This window comes from Streptomyces sp. NPDC005423 (genome assembly GCF_040606415.1).
In the GTDB taxonomy this organism is placed as follows: Bacteria; Actinomycetota; Actinomycetes; order Streptomycetales; family Streptomycetaceae; genus Streptomyces.
In genome coordinates, this window is sequence record NZ_JBEXET010000001.1 from 708,508 (window position 1) to 725,107 (window position 16,600).

The following is a 16,600-nucleotide window of genomic DNA, read 5'->3' on the forward strand; positions in this document are numbered from 1 at the left end:
CTCGGGGCCGGAGTGGCGTCGGACCGGCTCGCCCCCCTCAACTAACCGGTTGGTTGGAAGTGAGAACAGTCTGCCCCGCCGCCGAATTCCCTGTCAACCAAACAGTTGGTTACTTAGCCGCTACCCTGGTCCCAAGCGAGCGAAGGAGCCGTCATGGCAGTCAGGGACCCCGAGGCCACCAGGGCCCGGATCTTCGAGGCGGCGGTCGCCGAGTTCGCCCGTCACGGCATCGCGGGCGCCCGCATCGACCGTATCGCCACCGAGGCCAAGGCCAACAAACAGCTCATCTACGCCTACTTCGGCAACAAGGCGGAGCTGTTCTCCCAGGTCCTCGGCGCCTGCATGCTCAACCTCGCCGTCGCCCTGCCCGTCGACCCGGACGACATCGAGGGCTGGATCGACCGGCTCATGGACTACCACGCGACCCACCCCGAACTGCTGCGCCTCCTCTTCTGGGAGGGCATGGAGTACGGCAGCACCGAACTGCCCGACGAGACCGAGCGCCAGCAGCACTACGCCCTCAAGGTCGCCGCCCTCCAGGACGGCCAGGACCGGGGTGTCGTCAGCGACGCGATCCCGGCCCGCGATCTGCTCTTCCTGCTCGTCGCGATGGCCAACTGGGGCGTCGTCGTACCCCAGATGCGCCGCGTCCTGGTCGGCGCCGATGACACCGACCACGACCGGCTGCGCGAGTCGATCAAGGAGGCGGCGCGCCGGCTGATCGCCAAGTAGCCGTGTCCGACGGTCAGTTGGTGCCGATCCGGGCCAGCAGATCGACGATCCGCGACTGCACCTCGTCACTGGTCGACCGCTCCGCGAGGAACAGCACCGTCTCGCCCGACGCCAGCCTCGGCAGGTCCGCGTCGTCGACGGCGGCCGTGTAGACGACGAGCGGGGTGCGGTTGAGCTGTCCGTTGGTCCGCAGCCAGTCGACGATCCCGGCCTGGCGCGGATGCACCTGCATCAGATCCATCACGACCAGGTTGGGCCGCAGCTGCCCGGCCAGCGTCACCGCGTCGGCGTCGCTCGCGGCCCGCGCCACCTGCATCCCGCGCCGCTCCAGCGTCGCGGTCAGCGCCAGCGCGATCTCCGCGTGCTCCTCGATCAGCAGCACCCGCGGCGGATGCTGCTCACTGTCCCGGGGCGCGAGCGCCTTCAGCAGGACGGCGGGATCGGCGCCGTAGGCCGCCTCGCGCGTCGCCTGTCCGAGCCCGGCCGTGACGAGCACCGGCACCTCGGCGGCCACGGCGGCCTGCCGCAGCGACTGCAACGCCGTCCGCGTGATCGGTCCGGTCAGCGGGTCCACGAACAGGGCGGCCGGGAACGCGGCGATCTGCGCGTCGACCTCCTCGCGCGAGTGCACGATGACCGGCCGGTACCCGCGGTCGCTCAGCGCCTGTGTCGTCGTCACGTCCGGCGCGGGCCAGACGAGCAGCCGCCGCGGGTTGTCGAGCGGCTCGGGAGGCAGTTCGTCGTCCCGCTGCTGCGGCCGGGGCGTGTTCGCGATCTCCACGGCCCCGCCCGGACCGTCGAGCGGCTCGGGCCCCTCGGCCGCGTTCTCGTCCGGCGCCCCTATGGCGTACGACCGCCCGGCACCGTCGGTCGCCTGCGCGAGCCGGGACTGACCGGCGAGCGAGGGCTGGGCCGGCAGGTCGGCCTGCGGCTGCGGACGGCGCCCCTGCTCGGGTGCGGACGCGGCCGGGTCGGTCCGGGTCCCCAGCTTCCGCCGGCGCCCCGAGCCGCCCGGCTGATGCGGGGGAGGCGTCGCCGTCGGCTGCTGCACCTGCGCGGCCTGCCGAGTGAACGGCACCCCCTGCCCCAACGTCCGCACGCTGATCGCCCGCCCCTGCGTCGAGTTGGGGTCCACGGCCCCGCCCGCCTCGGGGGGCAACGGCTGGGCGGCCCGGGGCTGCGGTGCCCCGTGCTCGGCGGGAAGGGGGGCGCCCGAAGCCGCCGGGGCGACGGATCCGGTGGCCGGAACGGGGCTCGGAGACGGGGCGGCCTGCGCGGGGAGCTGCCCGGGGGCACCCTGACCCGGAGCGCCCTGCGGCGCGATCGGCCGCCCCGGACCACCTTGGACGGGAAGACCCTGCGCGGGCACCGGCCGCCCGGGGACAGGCTGCTCGGGGGCACCCTGACCCGGAACGCCCTGCGGCGCGATCGGCTGCCCCGGGGCGCCCTGTGCGGGGAGACCTTGAGCGGGGAGACCTTGAGCGGGGAGACCTTGAGCGGGGACGGGAGCCTGCCCGGACCCGCCGTGCCCCGGCACGCCCTGCCCAGGGGCACCCTGCGCGGTGAAGTTCTGCGCGGAGTTCGGTACGGCGGCGGGCCGCGCCCCTCCGGGGGCCTGACCCCCGACCGCCTGGCCGAGGGCGGGCTGCCCGGGCGCCACCTGTCCCTGACCCAACTGCCCTTGCGGAGCCCGCCCTTGAGGCGCCTGCCCCTGGGATGTCTGCGCCGCGGCGGGCTGTCCGGGCCCCGTCCGGCCCACCGGGAACTGGCCTACGACGGGCCGGCCCACGGCGGGCTGCCCTGCGACGGGTTGTCCCGGCCCGGCCGGCCCGGCCGCCCGGTTCACGGCCGCCAGCCCCAACTCCGCTTGCTGCGAGGCGAGTTGTCCGACCTGCCCGGACTGCACCGGCCGGCCCGTCGGGGCCACGTGACCCAGGACACCGGGCGGCACCTGACCCTCCGGTCCCTGGGCACCCGGAGCCGCCTGGCCCTGCACGCCCTGCCGGGCCACGCCCCGCTCAGCCACGGCCTGGGCGGGAACTGCCTCCGCCGGGAACCCGTCCGCCTGGAACTCCTCCGCCGAAGTCCCCTGCGCGGGAACCGCGCCGCCCTCCGCTCGCTGGGCCACCGCCCGGCGGCGACGGCCCGTGGGAGCGTCCGAGGGGTGCGGCTGGGGCGGGGTGTGGTCGTCGGACTGGTCGTGGGGCACGGCGTCGTGCCGCCCCTCGTCCCGCACGCCCCCCGGCGGAACGTCGCCCAGGACCTGCGCCTGACCGTGACCGCCCGTCTCGTCCGGCCCGCGGTCCGCCTCGGCGGGCGGCAGCGCGAAGACCGTACGGGCACCCGCGTCCTGTGCGGCCGCCCGCTCCGCCGCCGCGGCCAGCGCCCGCCGTCGCCGCCCGGTCGGCTCACCGTCCGCGCCGAGAACCTCGTCCGTGCCGGTGTCGGCACCACCGCCCGCGGGCAGCGCGGCCGGCAGAGCCTGCGGCTCGTCCCCGTCGCGCCCCGCCCTTCGGCCGCCCGGCACACCCTGCGGCGGTACGGTCCCGCCAAGCCCGGTACCGGCCGCGGCCGTACCGGCCTGCTCCCCCGCCATGACGACGGCACCCTCGGACACCCCGCCGGCCCCGACGTCACCCGCGCCCACGGGGGCGATCTCGGCCGACCGTCCGCGCCGCCGCCCGGTGCCGCCGGAACCGTCGTCGGAGCCCGCGTCGTCCGCTGCCGCTGCCGCCGACTCCTCCGCCGTACGCCTCCTGCGCCGGCCGGTGGGTCCACCGGCGGCCTCCGAGTCGTCGGCGCCGTCGGCCGCCCCCTCGCTGTCCAGGAACGCGTCCACCGACGAACGCCGGGCCCGGCGCCGGCCGCCGCCACCGTGGTCCGGCTCGGCCAGCGCGATCTCGGCGCCGCCACCGTTCCCCGCGGCCTCGGCGACGGGCGCGGCCACGGCTCCCGCCCCGCCCCCGATGGGGACTTCGAGGACGTAGGCGTTGCCGCTCATCCCCGGTACGTCATGCGTTTGCAGCACACCGCCGTGCGCGCGGACGATCCCGCGCACGATCGGCTCGTGGACGGGGTCGCCGCCGGCGTACGGCCCGCGCACCTCGATCCGTACCACCGCGCCGCGCTGCGCCGCCGCCACGACCACGGTGTTGTCCAGGTAACCGCCCGCCGACACCGGCGAGTTGCCGGTCGCGTCGACGCCCGCGACATCCGCGACGAGATGCGCGAGCGCGGTCGCGAGCAGCCGCGGGTCGACCTCGGCCTCGATGGGCGGGGCGTGCACGGCGAACTGCACCCGCCCGGGCCCGATCAGTTCCACGGCCCCGTCGACCCCGGCGGCGACGACGGCGTCCAGCATCACCTTCGTACGGACGATGTCCTCCGTGCCGGCGTCGATCCGCTGGTAGTCGAGGACGTTGTCGATGAGCTGGGTGATGCGCGAGTACCCCGCCGAAAGGTGGTGCAGCACCTGGTTGGCCTCGGGCCACAGCTGCCCGGCGTCGTCGGCGGCGAGGGTGGCCAGTTCACGGCGCAGCTCGTCCAGGGGGCCGCGCAGCGAACGCCCGAGCAGCGTCAGCAGCTGCTCGTGCCGGCCGGCGAGCGCCTCGTAGCGGTCCTTCTCCCGCTCGCCGAGCGCCGCGTACCGCTCCTCGCCGGCCGCGAGCTCCTCCTCGTGCAGCTCGCGCAGCTCCTCCACCTCGGTGACGTGCTTCTGGCGCAGGGCGGTCAGCTCGGAGGCGTGGTCCTCTTCGAGCCGCTCCAGTTCCTCCTGGTGCGCCCTGTCCGCCGCGTCCTTCTCCTCGGCGAGCGAGTCGTAGGGCCGCCGGTCGGTGAACGTCATCACCGCGCCGACCAGTTGGTCCCCGTCGCGCACGGGCGCGGTCGTCAGATCGACCGGCACCTGGGCACCGCTCTTGGCGTAGAGCACCTGCCCGCGCACCCGGTGCTTGCGCCCGGAGCGCAGGGTGTCGGCGAGCGGTGACTCCTCGTACGGGAACGGGCTGCCGTCGGCCCGCGAGTGCAGCACGAGCGTGTGCAGCTCCCGGCCGCCGAGGTCGCTGGCGCGGTAACCGAGGATCTGGGCGGCGGCCGGGTTGACCAGGACGACCCGCCCGTCGGTGTCCGTCCCCACGACACCCTCGGACGCGGCCCGCAGGATCATCTCGGTCTGCCGCTGCGACCGCGCCAGTTCGGCCTCGGTGTCCACGGTGCCCGAGAGATCCCGTACGACGATCATGAGCAGTTCGTCGGAGGTGTAGCCGTAACCGTCGTACGCCTGCTGCCCGTTCTCCAGGTTCGCGCTGGTGACCTCGACCGGGAACTCGCTGCCGTCGGTGCGGCGGGCCGTCATCCGGTTGGGCTTGGTGCGCCCGCGCGGATCCATGGAGTCGGGGCGCCGCATCGACCCCGGGATGAGCCGGGAGTCGAACTCCGGGAGCAGGTCGAGGAGTCCGCGCCCGACCAGGGCGGTGCCGGGGGCCTCGAAGGCCTCCAGGGCGATGGTGTTGGCGTTGACGACGGTCCCGTTGGCGTTGACCAGTACCAACGCGTCGGGGAGAGCGTCGAGTATCGCCGCGAGGCGAGCAGCGCCTCGGGATGGCCTGCTGCTCACGAGACGCTTCCTCCCTGTTACCGCACCTTGCCGACCGCGGAGGCCATCTTGCCAACCTGCCCGCGACGTGTCACGCGACGGAGTCTAAGCGCAGAGGTCCCGCTCGCGGCGCCGGATGAGAGGGAGGTCGCACGCCGATTTGATGCAGAACGTGTGACCGCCCGCTGACCGTGCGCTTTGGCGTCCCCACATCCGAGTGGACTTTCACGCGACCGGAGAATCCGCCATGAAACGCCTGTGAACGCCCGCCGACGCCACCGCCCGCGCCGCCCGGCCGCGAAGCCGCCCAGCCCAGCGCCCCCTCACCCCCGACATGGCGGCCCGGAACGACTTTGCTCTGCGACCCGCCCGCCTAGTACCGTGGGAGGCGATTGGTGACACCGCGCTCGTCTGTGTCATCATCTGCACGCACCATCCGCGCTCGCGTGGACGGCTGTGCTGGAGGCGTCGCCTAGTCCGGTCTATGGCGCCGCACTGCTAATGCGGTTTGGGACTTCAATCCCATCGAGGGTTCAAATCCCTCCGCCTCCGCGCTCGTCCCGAAGCCCCGGTCCACGCGACCGGGGTTTCGACGTCTCTCAGAGCCGTTTCCGCAGCTCACAAGGGATGCACCGAACGGATTTCACATGGCGGCGGCAGTCATGTAATGTTCTTCCTGTCGCCGCCGAGCGGCCCGGAAGGGCAGGAAGCGACGAAGCAGAACAACAACACACAGGCACTCGTAGCTTAACGGATAGAGCATCTGACTACGGATCAGAAGGTTGCAGGTTCGAATCCTGCCGAGTGCACAGCAGACCAGAGGCCCCGTGGAGTAATCCACGGGGCCTCTGGCTTTTGCGTTGACGGCAGTGGTTGACGGCAACCACCGGGATCGGAGAGCGGGCCGCCTACTCCTCGGGTGGGAAGTGACGGACGACGGTGTCCGGGCCTGGGCTCATCACCGTCTCATGCCCATCCTCGAAACGAACCCGAAAGGGAGGGTCCCCGTCAGCCCCGAGCACCTCGATGACCTCTGCGGTGCGATCCGGCTGCCCCGTGATCCGGCCGTGAACAAGAAGCCTGTCACCCACACTCGCCCGCACGTTGGCACCTTTCTATCGATCTGTTTTCCTCTGCCCTACCCCGCGAGTCGCTGGGTCTGAACGGCCGACGCCGCCAGTTCGCCCTAACCGGTGACAACATGATCAGGGCTTCCCTTGATGCGCCTCGCTCAAAGCCAGCGCTCGACCCGACGGTTCGGCGCCACCGGTACGTCCGGCTCCGTGCGGATACCGTCCGACGCGATGGGGCCGTGTGGGTCTTTCTCGGCCTGGCCGGCTTGCAGGCCGTCACTCTCGTCCCCATCATTGGCCGACTGCGCGGACTCGACTCCGCGGTGCGCTCCAAGGCGCGCCTCGACCTGTTGGACGCCGTCGGTAACCTGCTGTTCCTGGGCGGCCTGTTCCTGCAGCTTGAGGTGGCGGAGTCCTGGTTCTGGCTTGCCGTCGCCGGGATCGCGCTCATGGCCGCCGTCCACACCGTGAAGAGCGTCCGTCGGCTCCGTGTGCGTCGCCGCCGCATGGCCTGATCCGGTGGACGAGCCCTGGAGCGCCCGCCGTTCCCCTCGGCCCCGCCTCACGCCGCCGCGCCGTAGGCCGGGTTGGTCAGGGGCGGTCGGGTCGGGGTCTGGATGGTTGTCGGGGTGGTGGCGGGCGTGGCCGGGGTGGCCGGGGTGAAGACGAAGAGGCGCAGGATCAGGAAGCGGGCGATGCCGGCCAGGCCCGAGGCGCTGAGGTAGACGATCTGTTCCGTGAGCAGGCCGGGGGACGGCTGGACCAGGTGGAGGACGAGGATCGCGGCGGAGGTCGCCAGGTAGGCCGCCGTGGCCGAGCCCGCGGACTGCCAGTGCCGGCGCCATCCGGGGCGGCTCCCCGTGCCGAAGGTGAACAGGGCGTGCAGTTCGGTGCAGAGAACGGTCGACGCGATGGTGATCAGCGCGTTCGCCGCCGCCCAGGGCAGCACCGCCGCGAGGACGGGGACCGCCGCGCTGGAGAGGACCCCGATCCCGCCGCCGCACACGACGAACCTGACGAAGGAGGCGAACGGCCCCGGCACCGCCCCGACCGCCGTGCCCGGCTTCGAGGAGAGCTGCGACTTCATGGGGGTTCCCCTCAGGACGGCGGCCGTTGGGCCTCTGGGACCAACTCGGTTCGACTGGGTTCAACGATGGCGTCTCGCGCCCGTCGGCACGAGGACGTGGGCACCCGGATCGATGGTGGTGCCAGCTCCACCATCGGAGGCCCGCTGCCTCCAGGACGGGCGCATAACCGCAGGCGGGGGCCGTTGTCAGTGCCGTCCTCTACTGTTGTGAGCGATGGCACAGACGTGGAAGTGCGCGGGGCTGCGGTGGGCCGCGGAGGGTCCGGCGCTGCGATGGGACGGCGGGCGCCGGAGCCCGTTGCCGCGGGGGAAGCGGGTGGCCTTCGAGGTCGCGGAAGGGGGCGGGCGGACATGCGGGGGAGCGCGGGGGCATCCCTGCCCGGTGCGGGCGGCCGTGTCGGCGCGGAGCACGGGGGCGCGCTGCGAGGAGTGCGCGCGGCTGGACCGGGCCCACTCGGTGGCCGCCGACACCATCGCGGACGACCCGCGGCCGTACCACGTGTATCTGGCCTGGTTCGGGCCCGGCATGGTCAAGGTCGGCATCACCGCCGAAGAACGCGGCGCGGCCCGGCTGCTTGAGCAGGGCGCCGTCTGCTTCAGCTGGCTCGGCCTCGGCCCGCTGATGGCGGCCCGGCGTTCGGAGGAGCTGCTGCGGGCCGCCCTGCGGGTGCCCGACCGGATCCCCTACGGCGACAAACGCGCGGTGCGGTCCGCGCTGCCGGGGACGGAGACCGAGCGGACGGCCGAGCTCCGGGAGCTGCACGGGCGTGCCGTCGCCCTCCCCGAGTGGCCGGAGTCGCTGCGCCGTGAGCCGTGCCAACCCGTCGACCACAGTGGGGTGTTCGGGCTCACCGACCTGCCGGCCGCCGTCGGTGAGGTGAGGGAGCTGGTCGCGGGCGGCGCGGTGTGCGGTGAGCTGGTGGCCGCCGCCGGGCCGGATCTCCATCTGGCGACCGGCCGGGGGATCGTCGTGCTCGACACCCGGCTGATGACCGGGTGGGAGTTGATCCCCGCCGGGGGTGGCGGTGGCGACGGCGGCGGTCTTGGTGAAATCAGCCTGCCGGTAAGGGAGTTCAAGGGGGCAGGGGACGGGAGCGTGCAGGATGGGCTGTTCTGAGGTGTCGTGCCGGGGCGCCGTGTCGGGGGTGCCGTACCGGCAGGGTGGGAAAGGCCCGGCCCGGCGACGAGTTCGAGGGGTCGTATGACTGAGGCGGGAGCGGGAGAAGGGGCTGAGGCCGGGGGTGAGACGGAGGAGGTGCGGGGGTTCTGGCGGCGGCTCGGGCTGCCCGGGCTGGTGGACGTGCACACGCACTTCATGCCCGAGTCGGTGCTGCGGAAGGTCTGGGGTTATTTCGACGCGCTCGGTGCCTCGTCCGAGGGCCCTGCCTGGCCCATCACCTACCGGCGGGAGGAGGCGGAACGGCTGGCTCTGATACGGGAGTTCGGGGTGCGCGGCTTCACCGCCATGCTCTACCCGCACAAGCCCGCCATGGCGCGCTGGCTCAACGGCTGGGCCGTCGAGTTCGCCGGCCGGGTGCCCGACGCCCTGCACACCTCGACCTTCTTCCCGGAGCCGGGGGTCGAGCGCTACGTCCAAGAGGCCGTCGACGCCGGGACGCGGGTCTTCAAGGCGCATGTGCAGGTCGGGGCGTACGACCCCACCGACCCCCTGCTCGACCCGGTGTGGGGACTCCTCGCCGAGGCCGGGATCCCGGTCGTGATCCACTGCGGGTCGGGGCCCGCACCGGGCGCGTACACCGGGCCGGAGCCGATCGGACGGGTGCTCGCCCGGCATCCCCGACTGCCGCTCGTCATCGCCCACTTGGGGCTGCCGGAGTACGAGGAGTTCCTCGGCCTGGCGGAGCGGTACCCGCAGGTGCGGCTGGACACGACGATGGCGTTCACGGACTTCGGCGAACGGTTCGCGCCGTTTCCCCGGCGCGCGCTGCCCCGGCTGGCCGCTCTCGGCGACCGGGTCCTGCTCGGCAGCGACTTTCCCAACATCCCCTACCCGTACGTCCATCAGCTGCACGCCCTGGAGCGGCTGGCCCTCGGGGACGACTGGCTGCGCGCGGTCTGTCACGACAACGGGGCGCGGCTGTTCGGTCTCTGAGAGCGGCGGCCGGCCCTGCGGCGTCGCGCCGGGCCCCCGTGATCCGTCTTGCCGCAGGTGGCGAGGGGAGGGGGACGGGCCGGACCGGTGGGGCCGGCCGGTGCGCGGAAAGCGGTTCCCAGGTGTTGCCTGAGAGGTCCCTGTGCGTTTCTCAGGTAAATCACAGGTTCCCAAAAGCGTGCTCTCAGAGGACCCGGCCAAGGTGTCCACCATGACCACGACCTCGCCCCAGGGGCGCACCGAACTGCTGAGGCCGGACGGGAGCCCCGTCCGAGTGCTTGTGGTGGACGACGAGCTGTCGATCACCGAGCTGCTGTCCATGGCCCTGCGTTATGAGGGCTGGCAGATCCGCAGCGCGGGTGACGGGACCGGCGCGATACAGACCGCACGCGAGTTCCGGCCCGACGCCGTCGTCCTCGACATGATGCTGCCCGACATGGACGGGCTGACCGTACTGGGGCGGCTGCGCCGGGAGTTGCCGGATGTGCCGGTGCTCTTCCTGACGGCCAAGGACGCCGTGGAGGACCGTATCGCCGGGCTCACCGCGGGCGGCGACGACTACGTCACCAAGCCGTTCAGCCTCGAAGAGGTCGTGGCGCGGCTGCGCGGGCTGATCCGCCGGTCCGGCGCCGCCGACCGTCGCTCCGACTCCGTGCTGGTCGTCGGTGACCTCACCCTCGACGAGGACAGCCACGAAGTGTCGCGGGGCGGTGACGGAATCCACCTCACCGCGACCGAATTTGAACTTTTGCGCTTCCTCATGCGTAATCCCCGACGTGTACTCAGCAAAGCTCAGATCCTCGACCGCGTATGGTCGTACGACTTCGGAGGGCAGGCCAATGTGGTCGAGCTCTACATCTCGTACCTGCGCCGGAAGATCGATGCCGGTCGCGAACCCATGATCCACACGCGACGCGGGGCCGGGTATCTGATCAAGCCCGCCGTGTCATGAGCGACCGACGACGGCCGCGTAAGCAGAAGAAGCGAGCAGGCAAGCCGCGCACTCTGCGGACCCGGCTCGTCGTCGCCTCGGTGGCGCTGATCGCCGTGGTCTGCGCGGTGATCGCGACGGTGACGACCGTGGCGCTGCGGTCGCACCTGTACGAGCAGCTGGGCGAGAAGCTCGTCGAGGTCTCGGCGCGCGCTTCGGGCGGGCCACCCGGCGCGGAGAAGGACGCGGAGAAGGACGGCACCGGCTCCACCCCGCCGGGGGAGCAGCAGCAACAGGGCAAGACCGTCAGCCTGGACCAATTCGTCACCCGGGGGCCGCAGCCGGAGGGCACGATCGCGGCGAGCGTCCAGAACGGCCTGATCACCGACGCCAAGGTCGGCAGGAAGCAGACGGACAGCAGCAGCCAGGTCACCTCGATGACGCCCCAGACGCTCACCACGGCGCAGAAGAAGGCGCTCAACGAGGTCTCCCAGGTGCACACCCCGCACACCGCGGAGCTTCCCGGGCTGGGCGCCTACCTCGTCACGTACGTCACCGGCCCCAATGGGGACTACTACGTCGCCATCCCGACCAACGAGATCGACGACATCATCACCACCCTCATCCTCGTCGAGGTCAGCGTCACCGCCGCCGGTCTCGTCGCGGCGGGCATCGCCGGCTACGTCCTCGTGGGCATCGCCACCCGCCCCCTCCGCAAGGTCGCCGCGACCGCCACCCGGGTCTCCGAACTGCCGCTGCACACCGGCGAGGTGACCCTCAACGAGCGGGTCCCGGAGTCCGAGACCGATCCGCACACGGAGGTCGGCCAGGTCGGCGCCGCGCTCAACCGGATGCTCGACCATGTGCACGGCGCGCTGCACGCACGGCAGCAGAGCGAGATGCGGGTACGGCAGTTCGTCGCGGACGCCAGCCATGAGCTGCGTACGCCGCTCGCCTCGATCCGGGGGTACGCCGAACTGACCCGGCGCGGCCGGGAGCAGACCGGCCCGGACACCAAGCACGCGCTCGGCCGGATCGAGTCCGAGGCCGGCCGGATGACCCTGCTCGTCGAGGATCTGCTGCTGCTCGCCCGGCTCGACGCGGGCCGGCCGTTGCAGTTCGACCAGACCGACCTCGTCCCGCTCGTCGTGGACACCATCAGCGACTCGCGCGCGGCCGGCATGGACCACAACTGGCGGCTGGACCTGCCCGACGAGCCGGCCCTCGTGTCGGCGGACGCGGCCCGGCTCCAGCAGGTGCTGGTCAACCTGCTCGGCAACGCGCGCAAGCACACCCCGCCGGGTACGACGATCACCGCGCGGGTGCAGCGGCGCGGCCCGTGGATGTGCGTGGACGTCGAGGACAACGGCCAGGGCATCCAGCCGGACCTGCTCCCGCACGTCTTCGAACGGTTCGCGCGCGGCGACTCGGCGCGCTCCCGGGCCACCGGATCGACCGGTCTCGGCCTCGCCATCGTGCAGGCCGTGGCGACCGCGCACGGCGGCGCGGTGACCGTCGACAGCGTTCCCGGACGCACGGTGTTCACCGTCCATCTGCCCGCGCTGGCCCCGGCCGTTCCGCATCCGGCGCCCGAAACGAACTGGCAATCGCACTCACAGGCACAGCACAGTGCCACCACATGGGCGCAACAGGGCGTCTGAGGAGAGTCATTGCCATGCGAACCGACACTTCTCCCGGCACGCTGCCGGCGCGGGAGCACCTCCCGGCCGGAGACGCCGGTACGCCTGTCCTGGACGTAGTGATCCCCGTCTACAACGAGGAGAAGGACCTCCAGCCGTGTGTGCTGAGACTGCACGACCATCTCAAGCGCACGTTCCCGTACGCGTTCCGCATCACCGTCGCGGACAACGCGTCGACGGACACCACCCCCCAGGTGGCGGCCGGGCTGGCGGCGGAGCTGCCGGAGGTCACCTCCTTCCGGCTGGAGCAGAAGGGCCGCGGCCGGGCGCTGCGGACCGTCTGGTCCGCCTCGGACGCCCCGATCCTCGCCTACATGGACGTCGACCTCTCCACCGACCTCAACGCGCTGCTGCCCCTGGTGGCACCGCTGATCTCGGGCCACTCCGACCTGGCGATAGGCTCTCGGCTGGCCCGCTCGTCGCGGGTGGTGCGCGGTGCCAAGCGCGAGTTCATCAGCAGGACCTACAACCTCATCCTGCGCGGCTCGCTGCAGGCCCGTTTCTCGGACGCCCAGTGCGGGTTCAAGGCGATCCGGCGGGACGTGGCGCAGGCGCTGCTGCCGCTCGTCGAGGACACCGGGTGGTTCTTCGACACCGAGATGCTGGTGCTCGCCGAGCGCGCCGGGCTGCGCATCCACGAAGTGCCGGTCGACTGGGTCGACGACCCGGACTCGACGGTCCACATCGTGAAGACGGCGACCGACGACCTGAAGGGGGTGTGGCGGGTGGGCAAGGCTCTGGCCTCCGGTTCGCTGTCGCTGGACCGGCTCACCCGTCCGTTCGGCGACGACCCGCGTGACCGCGACATCCAGGACGTGCCCAAGGGGCTGGCCCGCCAGCTCGTCGGGTTCTGTGTCGTGGGCGGTCTGTCGACCCTCTTCTACCTGGTGCTCTACAGCCTCTTCCGGCAGTTCTCCGGGGCGCAGATCGCCAACGCGCTCGCCCTGCTGGTCTCCGCGGTCGCCAACACGGCCGCCAACCGCCGGCTGACCTTCGGGGTCCGCGGCCGGGGCGGTGCCGTCCGCCACCAGGCGCAGGGCCTCGTCGTCTTCGGTATCGGCCTCGCCCTGACCAGCGGCTCGCTCGCCGCGCTCAACGCGGCCAGCAGCGACCCGGCGCACTCCACCGAGCTGGCGGTCCTGATCGCCGCCAACCTCGCCGCGACCGTCCTGCGCTTCCTGCTCTTCCGCGCCTGGGTCTTCCCGGACCGCGACGACTCCGGCGCGGCGTCGACCGTCGTGGCCTCGAACACCCCGGCCGGTCCGGCCCCGGCCGCCGGTCCGACGGCACCCCAGGCTCCGCGGGCGCCGCACTCCGGTCCGTACGCCCCGCTGTCCCAGCGCCCGCCGGCCCATCCGACGCCGTACGACACGACGAACCTGAACACGGGCCCGACCACCACCCGGTTCCGCGCCGGTGAAGCCGCGGACGGGACCTGGCGCGACGCGACGACGCGGTCGCGGACACTGCGTCCCCACGACACCGACCCAGGGGAACCACGATGACCACCGACACCGACCAGAGCCCCCACCCGGGGGACGCGACCCCCTCCTCGTGGGGTCCGGCCGCGGAAGCGGGACTTCCGGCCGAGCCGCAGGAGTCGGCCGCGGTCGCGGGACCCGGGTCGGGTGAGCCGCTGCTGCCGTTCCTGCCGTTCCTGACGAGGCTGTGGCGCGGCAGGCCCGAGGACCCGCGCTGGGTGCGCCCCTCGTTCTGGGCCATGCTCTTGGTGACGTGCCTGTTCTACCTGTTCAACCTGGACTCCTCCGGGTACGCCAACTCCTTCTACTCCGCGGCCGTCCAGGCCGGCAGCAAGAGCTGGAAGGCGTTCCTGTTCGGCTCGCTCGACGCGAGCAACGCGATCACCGTCGACAAGCCCGCGGCCGCCCTGTGGCCGATGGAGCTGTCGGTCCGGATCTTCGGCCTCAACTCGTGGGCGATCCTGGTCCCCGAGGTCCTCATGGGCGTCGGCGCGGTCGCGGTGGTCTACGCGGCCGTACGGCGCCGGTTCGGCCCCGGGGCCGGACTGATCGCGGGCGGGGTGCTGGCGCTCACCCCGGTCGCGGCGCTGATGTTCCGGTTCAACAACCCGGACGCGATGCTGGCCCTGCTGATGGCGGTCGCCTGCTACCTCGTCATCCGCGCGGTCGAGGACGGCCGTACCAAGTGGCTGGTGTGGGCCGGGGTCGCGATCGGCTTCGCGTTCCTCGCCAAGACCCTTCAGGCCTTCCTGATCCTGCCGCCGCTGGCGATCGTGTACGCGGTGTGCGCGCCGGTCGGTGTGAAGAAGCGGTTCGGTCAACTCGGCCTGGCGACGGCCGCGATGGTGGCGGCCGGCGGCTGGTGGGTGGCGATCGTCCAGCTGTGGCCGGCCTCCTCCCGCCCGTACATCGGCGGCTCGCAGAACAACAGCTTCCTCGAACTCACCTTCGGCTACAACGGGTTCGGCCGTCTCAGCGGCGACGAGACCGGCAGTGTGGGCGGCGGCGGTGGCGGCACCGGCACCGGGATGTGGGGTGCCACCGGCTGGGACCGCATGTTCAACTCCGAGAACGGCGGCCAGATCTCCTGGCTGCTGCCGGCCGCGCTGATCCTGCTCGTCGCCGGTCTCGTGGCGACCCGCAGGTCCGCCCGGACGTCGGTGACGCGGGCGTCGTTCCTGGTCTGGGGCGGTTCGCTGCTGATGACCCTGGTCGTCTTCAGCTACATGGCGGGCATCTTCCACCAGTACTACACGGTGGCCCTCGCGCCCTACCTGGCGGCCGTCGTCGGCATGGGCTCGGGCCTGCTGTGGGAGAAGCGCGGCGAACTCTGGGCGTCGGTCACCCTCGCCGCCGCGGTCGTGGCGGGCGGCGCGTGGGGCTACGTCCTGCTCAACCGCACCCCCGACTACCTGCCCTGGGTGAAGTGGCTGGCCCTGCTCGGCTCGCTGGTGGCCGCGCTCGGCCTCGTCTTCGCGGGCCGGATCAGCCGTCAACTCGCCCTCGGCGCGGCGGCCCTGGGCATCGTGGCCACACTGGCCGGCCCGACCGCGTACACCATGAGCACCCTCAACGCCGGTCACGTCGGCTCGATCGTGACGGCCGGTCCGCCCAACGTCGGCATGATGGGCGGCGGCGGTCCCGGCGGCGGTGGCCGCGGCGGCTTCGGCGGTGGTACGCCGGGCCAGAACCGGCAGGGCGGCGGCACCACGCAGAACCAGGGCGGCGGCTTCCCGGGCGGCGGCACCGGCGGCTTCCCCGGCGGCGGCACGCCCGGCCAGACCCCGCAGGGCGGCGGCACCACCCAGAACCAGGGCGGCGGCTTCGGCGGCCGGATGGGCGAGGGCGGCATGGGCGGAGGCGCCATGGGCGGTCTGCTCAACGGCGCGACCGTCACCTCCGAGGCGAAGAAGCTGCTGTCGAAGGACGCCGGCACGTACACCTGGGTCGCCGCGTCCATCGGTTCGCAGAACGCCGCGAGCTACCAACTCGCCACCGGCGACCCGGTGATGGCGATCGGCGGCTTCAACGGCACGGACCCGTCACCGACGTTGGCCCAGTTCGAGAAGTACGTGGCGGCGGGGAAGATCCACTACTTCATCGGCGGCGGCACCGGCATGGGCGGCAGCAGCACCGGCTCCTCCGCGCAGATCACCTCGTGGGTCGAGAAGAACTACCAGAAGGTGACGGTCGGTTCGGCCACCTTCTACGACCTGACGCAGAAGACGAGCGGCTGACCCGGGCGGCTGACCCGAGCCGCTGACCCGTTCCGCACGCGAGAGGCGGTGGCCCCACGGCCACCGCCTCTCGCCGCCGTCGAGGCGACGGCCCGCGAAGGGGCCGAAGTCCCGTCTCCCCGCTACTCGCCGGCGAGGCGCGCCGGGAAGCCTCCGGTGGCCACCGGCCCCCACCGCTCGGGCGTCACCCGGACGATGGACTTGCCCTGCTTGCGCATCGCCTCGCGGTACTCGTCCCAGTCCGGGTGCTCGCCGGAAATGTTCCGGAAGTACTCCACGAGCGGCTCCACGGAGTCCGGGGAGTCGATGACCTCGGCGGAGCCGTCGATCTGGACCCACGGCCCGTTCCACTCGTCGCTCAGCACGATCAGGCTGACCCGCGGGTCGCGCCGGGCGTTGCGGGTCTTGGCGCGCTCCGGGTAGGTGGAGACCACGATCCGCCCCGAGTCGTCGACCCCGCAGGTCAGCGGCGACCCCTGCGGGCCGCCGTCCGCGCGCCGGGTCAGCAGGATCGCGCGGTGCCGGGGCCGGACGAAGTCCAGCAGCTCGTCCAGGGAGACGGCGGTGTTGCTCGCGATGTTCTTCGGTGCCATACGGGCCACCCTAGGCGCACCTCGGTCCGCCCACGATGACCCGGGTGACCTGGGACGAC

12 protein-coding genes and 2 tRNA genes are annotated in these 16,600 nt (G+C 72.4%); 10 read left to right on the top strand and 4 right to left on the bottom strand.

Annotation, left to right across the window (positions count from 1 at the left end):
* Positions 1-153 precede the first annotated feature (153 nt).
* A complete protein-coding gene (locus ABZT12_RS03315) occupies positions 154-732 on the top strand; it encodes a TetR family transcriptional regulator (protein WP_356376397.1) in 579 nt (192 codons plus the stop codon).
* A 13-nt stretch (positions 733-745) separates the two neighbouring features.
* On the opposite strand, the gene ABZT12_RS03320 is transcribed toward ABZT12_RS03315, so the two are convergent.
* Positions 746-5,347: a PAS domain-containing protein gene (locus ABZT12_RS03320; RefSeq protein ID WP_356376400.1), complete on the bottom strand. Its 4,602-nt coding sequence runs from the start codon at positions 5,345-5,347 to the stop codon at positions 746-748.
* Between the two features lie 440 nt (positions 5,348-5,787).
* Here ABZT12_RS03320 and ABZT12_RS03325 point away from each other — a divergent pair.
* Together ABZT12_RS03325 and ABZT12_RS03330 are read left to right on the top strand one after the other, a co-directional pair.
* Positions 5,788-5,878 (top strand) — tRNA-Ser (locus tag ABZT12_RS03325).
* Between the two features lie 184 nt (positions 5,879-6,062).
* A tRNA-Arg gene (locus ABZT12_RS03330) sits at positions 6,063-6,135 on the top strand.
* 99 nt (positions 6,136-6,234) lie between these two features.
* Here the strand turns inward: ABZT12_RS03330 and ABZT12_RS03335 are convergent.
* The gene (locus tag ABZT12_RS03335) at positions 6,235-6,429 is read right to left on the bottom strand and encodes a DUF1918 domain-containing protein (protein ID WP_356376404.1); all 195 of its coding nucleotides are present in this window, start codon (positions 6,427-6,429) and stop codon (positions 6,235-6,237) included.
* A gap of 209 nt (positions 6,430-6,638) precedes the next feature.
* On the opposite strand from ABZT12_RS03335, the gene ABZT12_RS03340 reads away from it, so the two are divergent.
* On the top strand, positions 6,639-6,914 hold the full coding sequence (locus ABZT12_RS03340; RefSeq protein WP_356376407.1) for a hypothetical protein: 276 nt from the start codon (positions 6,639-6,641) through the stop codon (positions 6,912-6,914).
* A gap of 47 nt (positions 6,915-6,961) precedes the next feature.
* Here ABZT12_RS03340 and ABZT12_RS03345 read toward each other — a convergent pair whose 3' ends face one another.
* Entirely contained in the window at positions 6,962-7,486 is a 525-nt protein-coding gene (locus tag ABZT12_RS03345) for a hypothetical protein (RefSeq protein WP_356376410.1), read from the bottom strand.
* Positions 7,487-7,700: 214 nt separating this feature from the next.
* On the opposite strand from ABZT12_RS03345, the gene ABZT12_RS03350 reads away from it, so the two are divergent.
* From ABZT12_RS03350 to ABZT12_RS03375, 6 genes are all read left to right on the top strand, one after another.
* Positions 7,701-8,603, top strand: a complete 903-nt coding sequence (locus tag ABZT12_RS03350; protein WP_356376413.1) for a DUF2797 domain-containing protein — start codon at positions 7,701-7,703, stop codon at positions 8,601-8,603.
* 84 nt (positions 8,604-8,687) lie between these two features.
* A complete protein-coding gene (locus ABZT12_RS03355; protein ID WP_356376416.1) occupies positions 8,688-9,599 on the top strand; it encodes an amidohydrolase family protein in 912 nt (303 codons plus the stop codon).
* A gap of 211 nt (positions 9,600-9,810) precedes the next feature.
* Positions 9,811-10,551, top strand: a complete 741-nt coding sequence (locus ABZT12_RS03360) for a response regulator transcription factor (protein WP_356376419.1) — start codon at positions 9,811-9,813, stop codon at positions 10,549-10,551.
* Complete coding sequence (locus tag ABZT12_RS03365; RefSeq protein WP_356376422.1) at positions 10,548-12,191, top strand: HAMP domain-containing sensor histidine kinase; 1,644 nt, start codon at positions 10,548-10,550, stop codon at positions 12,189-12,191. The genes ABZT12_RS03360 and ABZT12_RS03365 overlap by 4 nt, the downstream gene beginning before the upstream one ends.
* A 14-nt stretch (positions 12,192-12,205) precedes the next feature.
* Positions 12,206-13,735, top strand: a complete 1,530-nt coding sequence (locus ABZT12_RS03370; protein WP_356376425.1) for a bifunctional glycosyltransferase family 2/GtrA family protein — start codon at positions 12,206-12,208, stop codon at positions 13,733-13,735.
* Positions 13,732-15,948, top strand: coding sequence for a glycosyltransferase family 39 protein (locus ABZT12_RS03375; protein ID WP_356376428.1), 2,217 nt, complete (start codon positions 13,732-13,734; stop codon positions 15,946-15,948). Before ABZT12_RS03370 ends, ABZT12_RS03375 begins: the two co-directional genes overlap by 4 nt.
* 122 nt (positions 15,949-16,070) lie before the next feature.
* Here ABZT12_RS03375 and ABZT12_RS03380 read toward each other — a convergent pair whose 3' ends face one another.
* Complete coding sequence (locus ABZT12_RS03380; protein WP_356376431.1) at positions 16,071-16,541, bottom strand: PPOX class F420-dependent oxidoreductase; 471 nt, start codon at positions 16,539-16,541, stop codon at positions 16,071-16,073.
* Positions 16,542-16,600 lie beyond the last annotated feature (59 nt).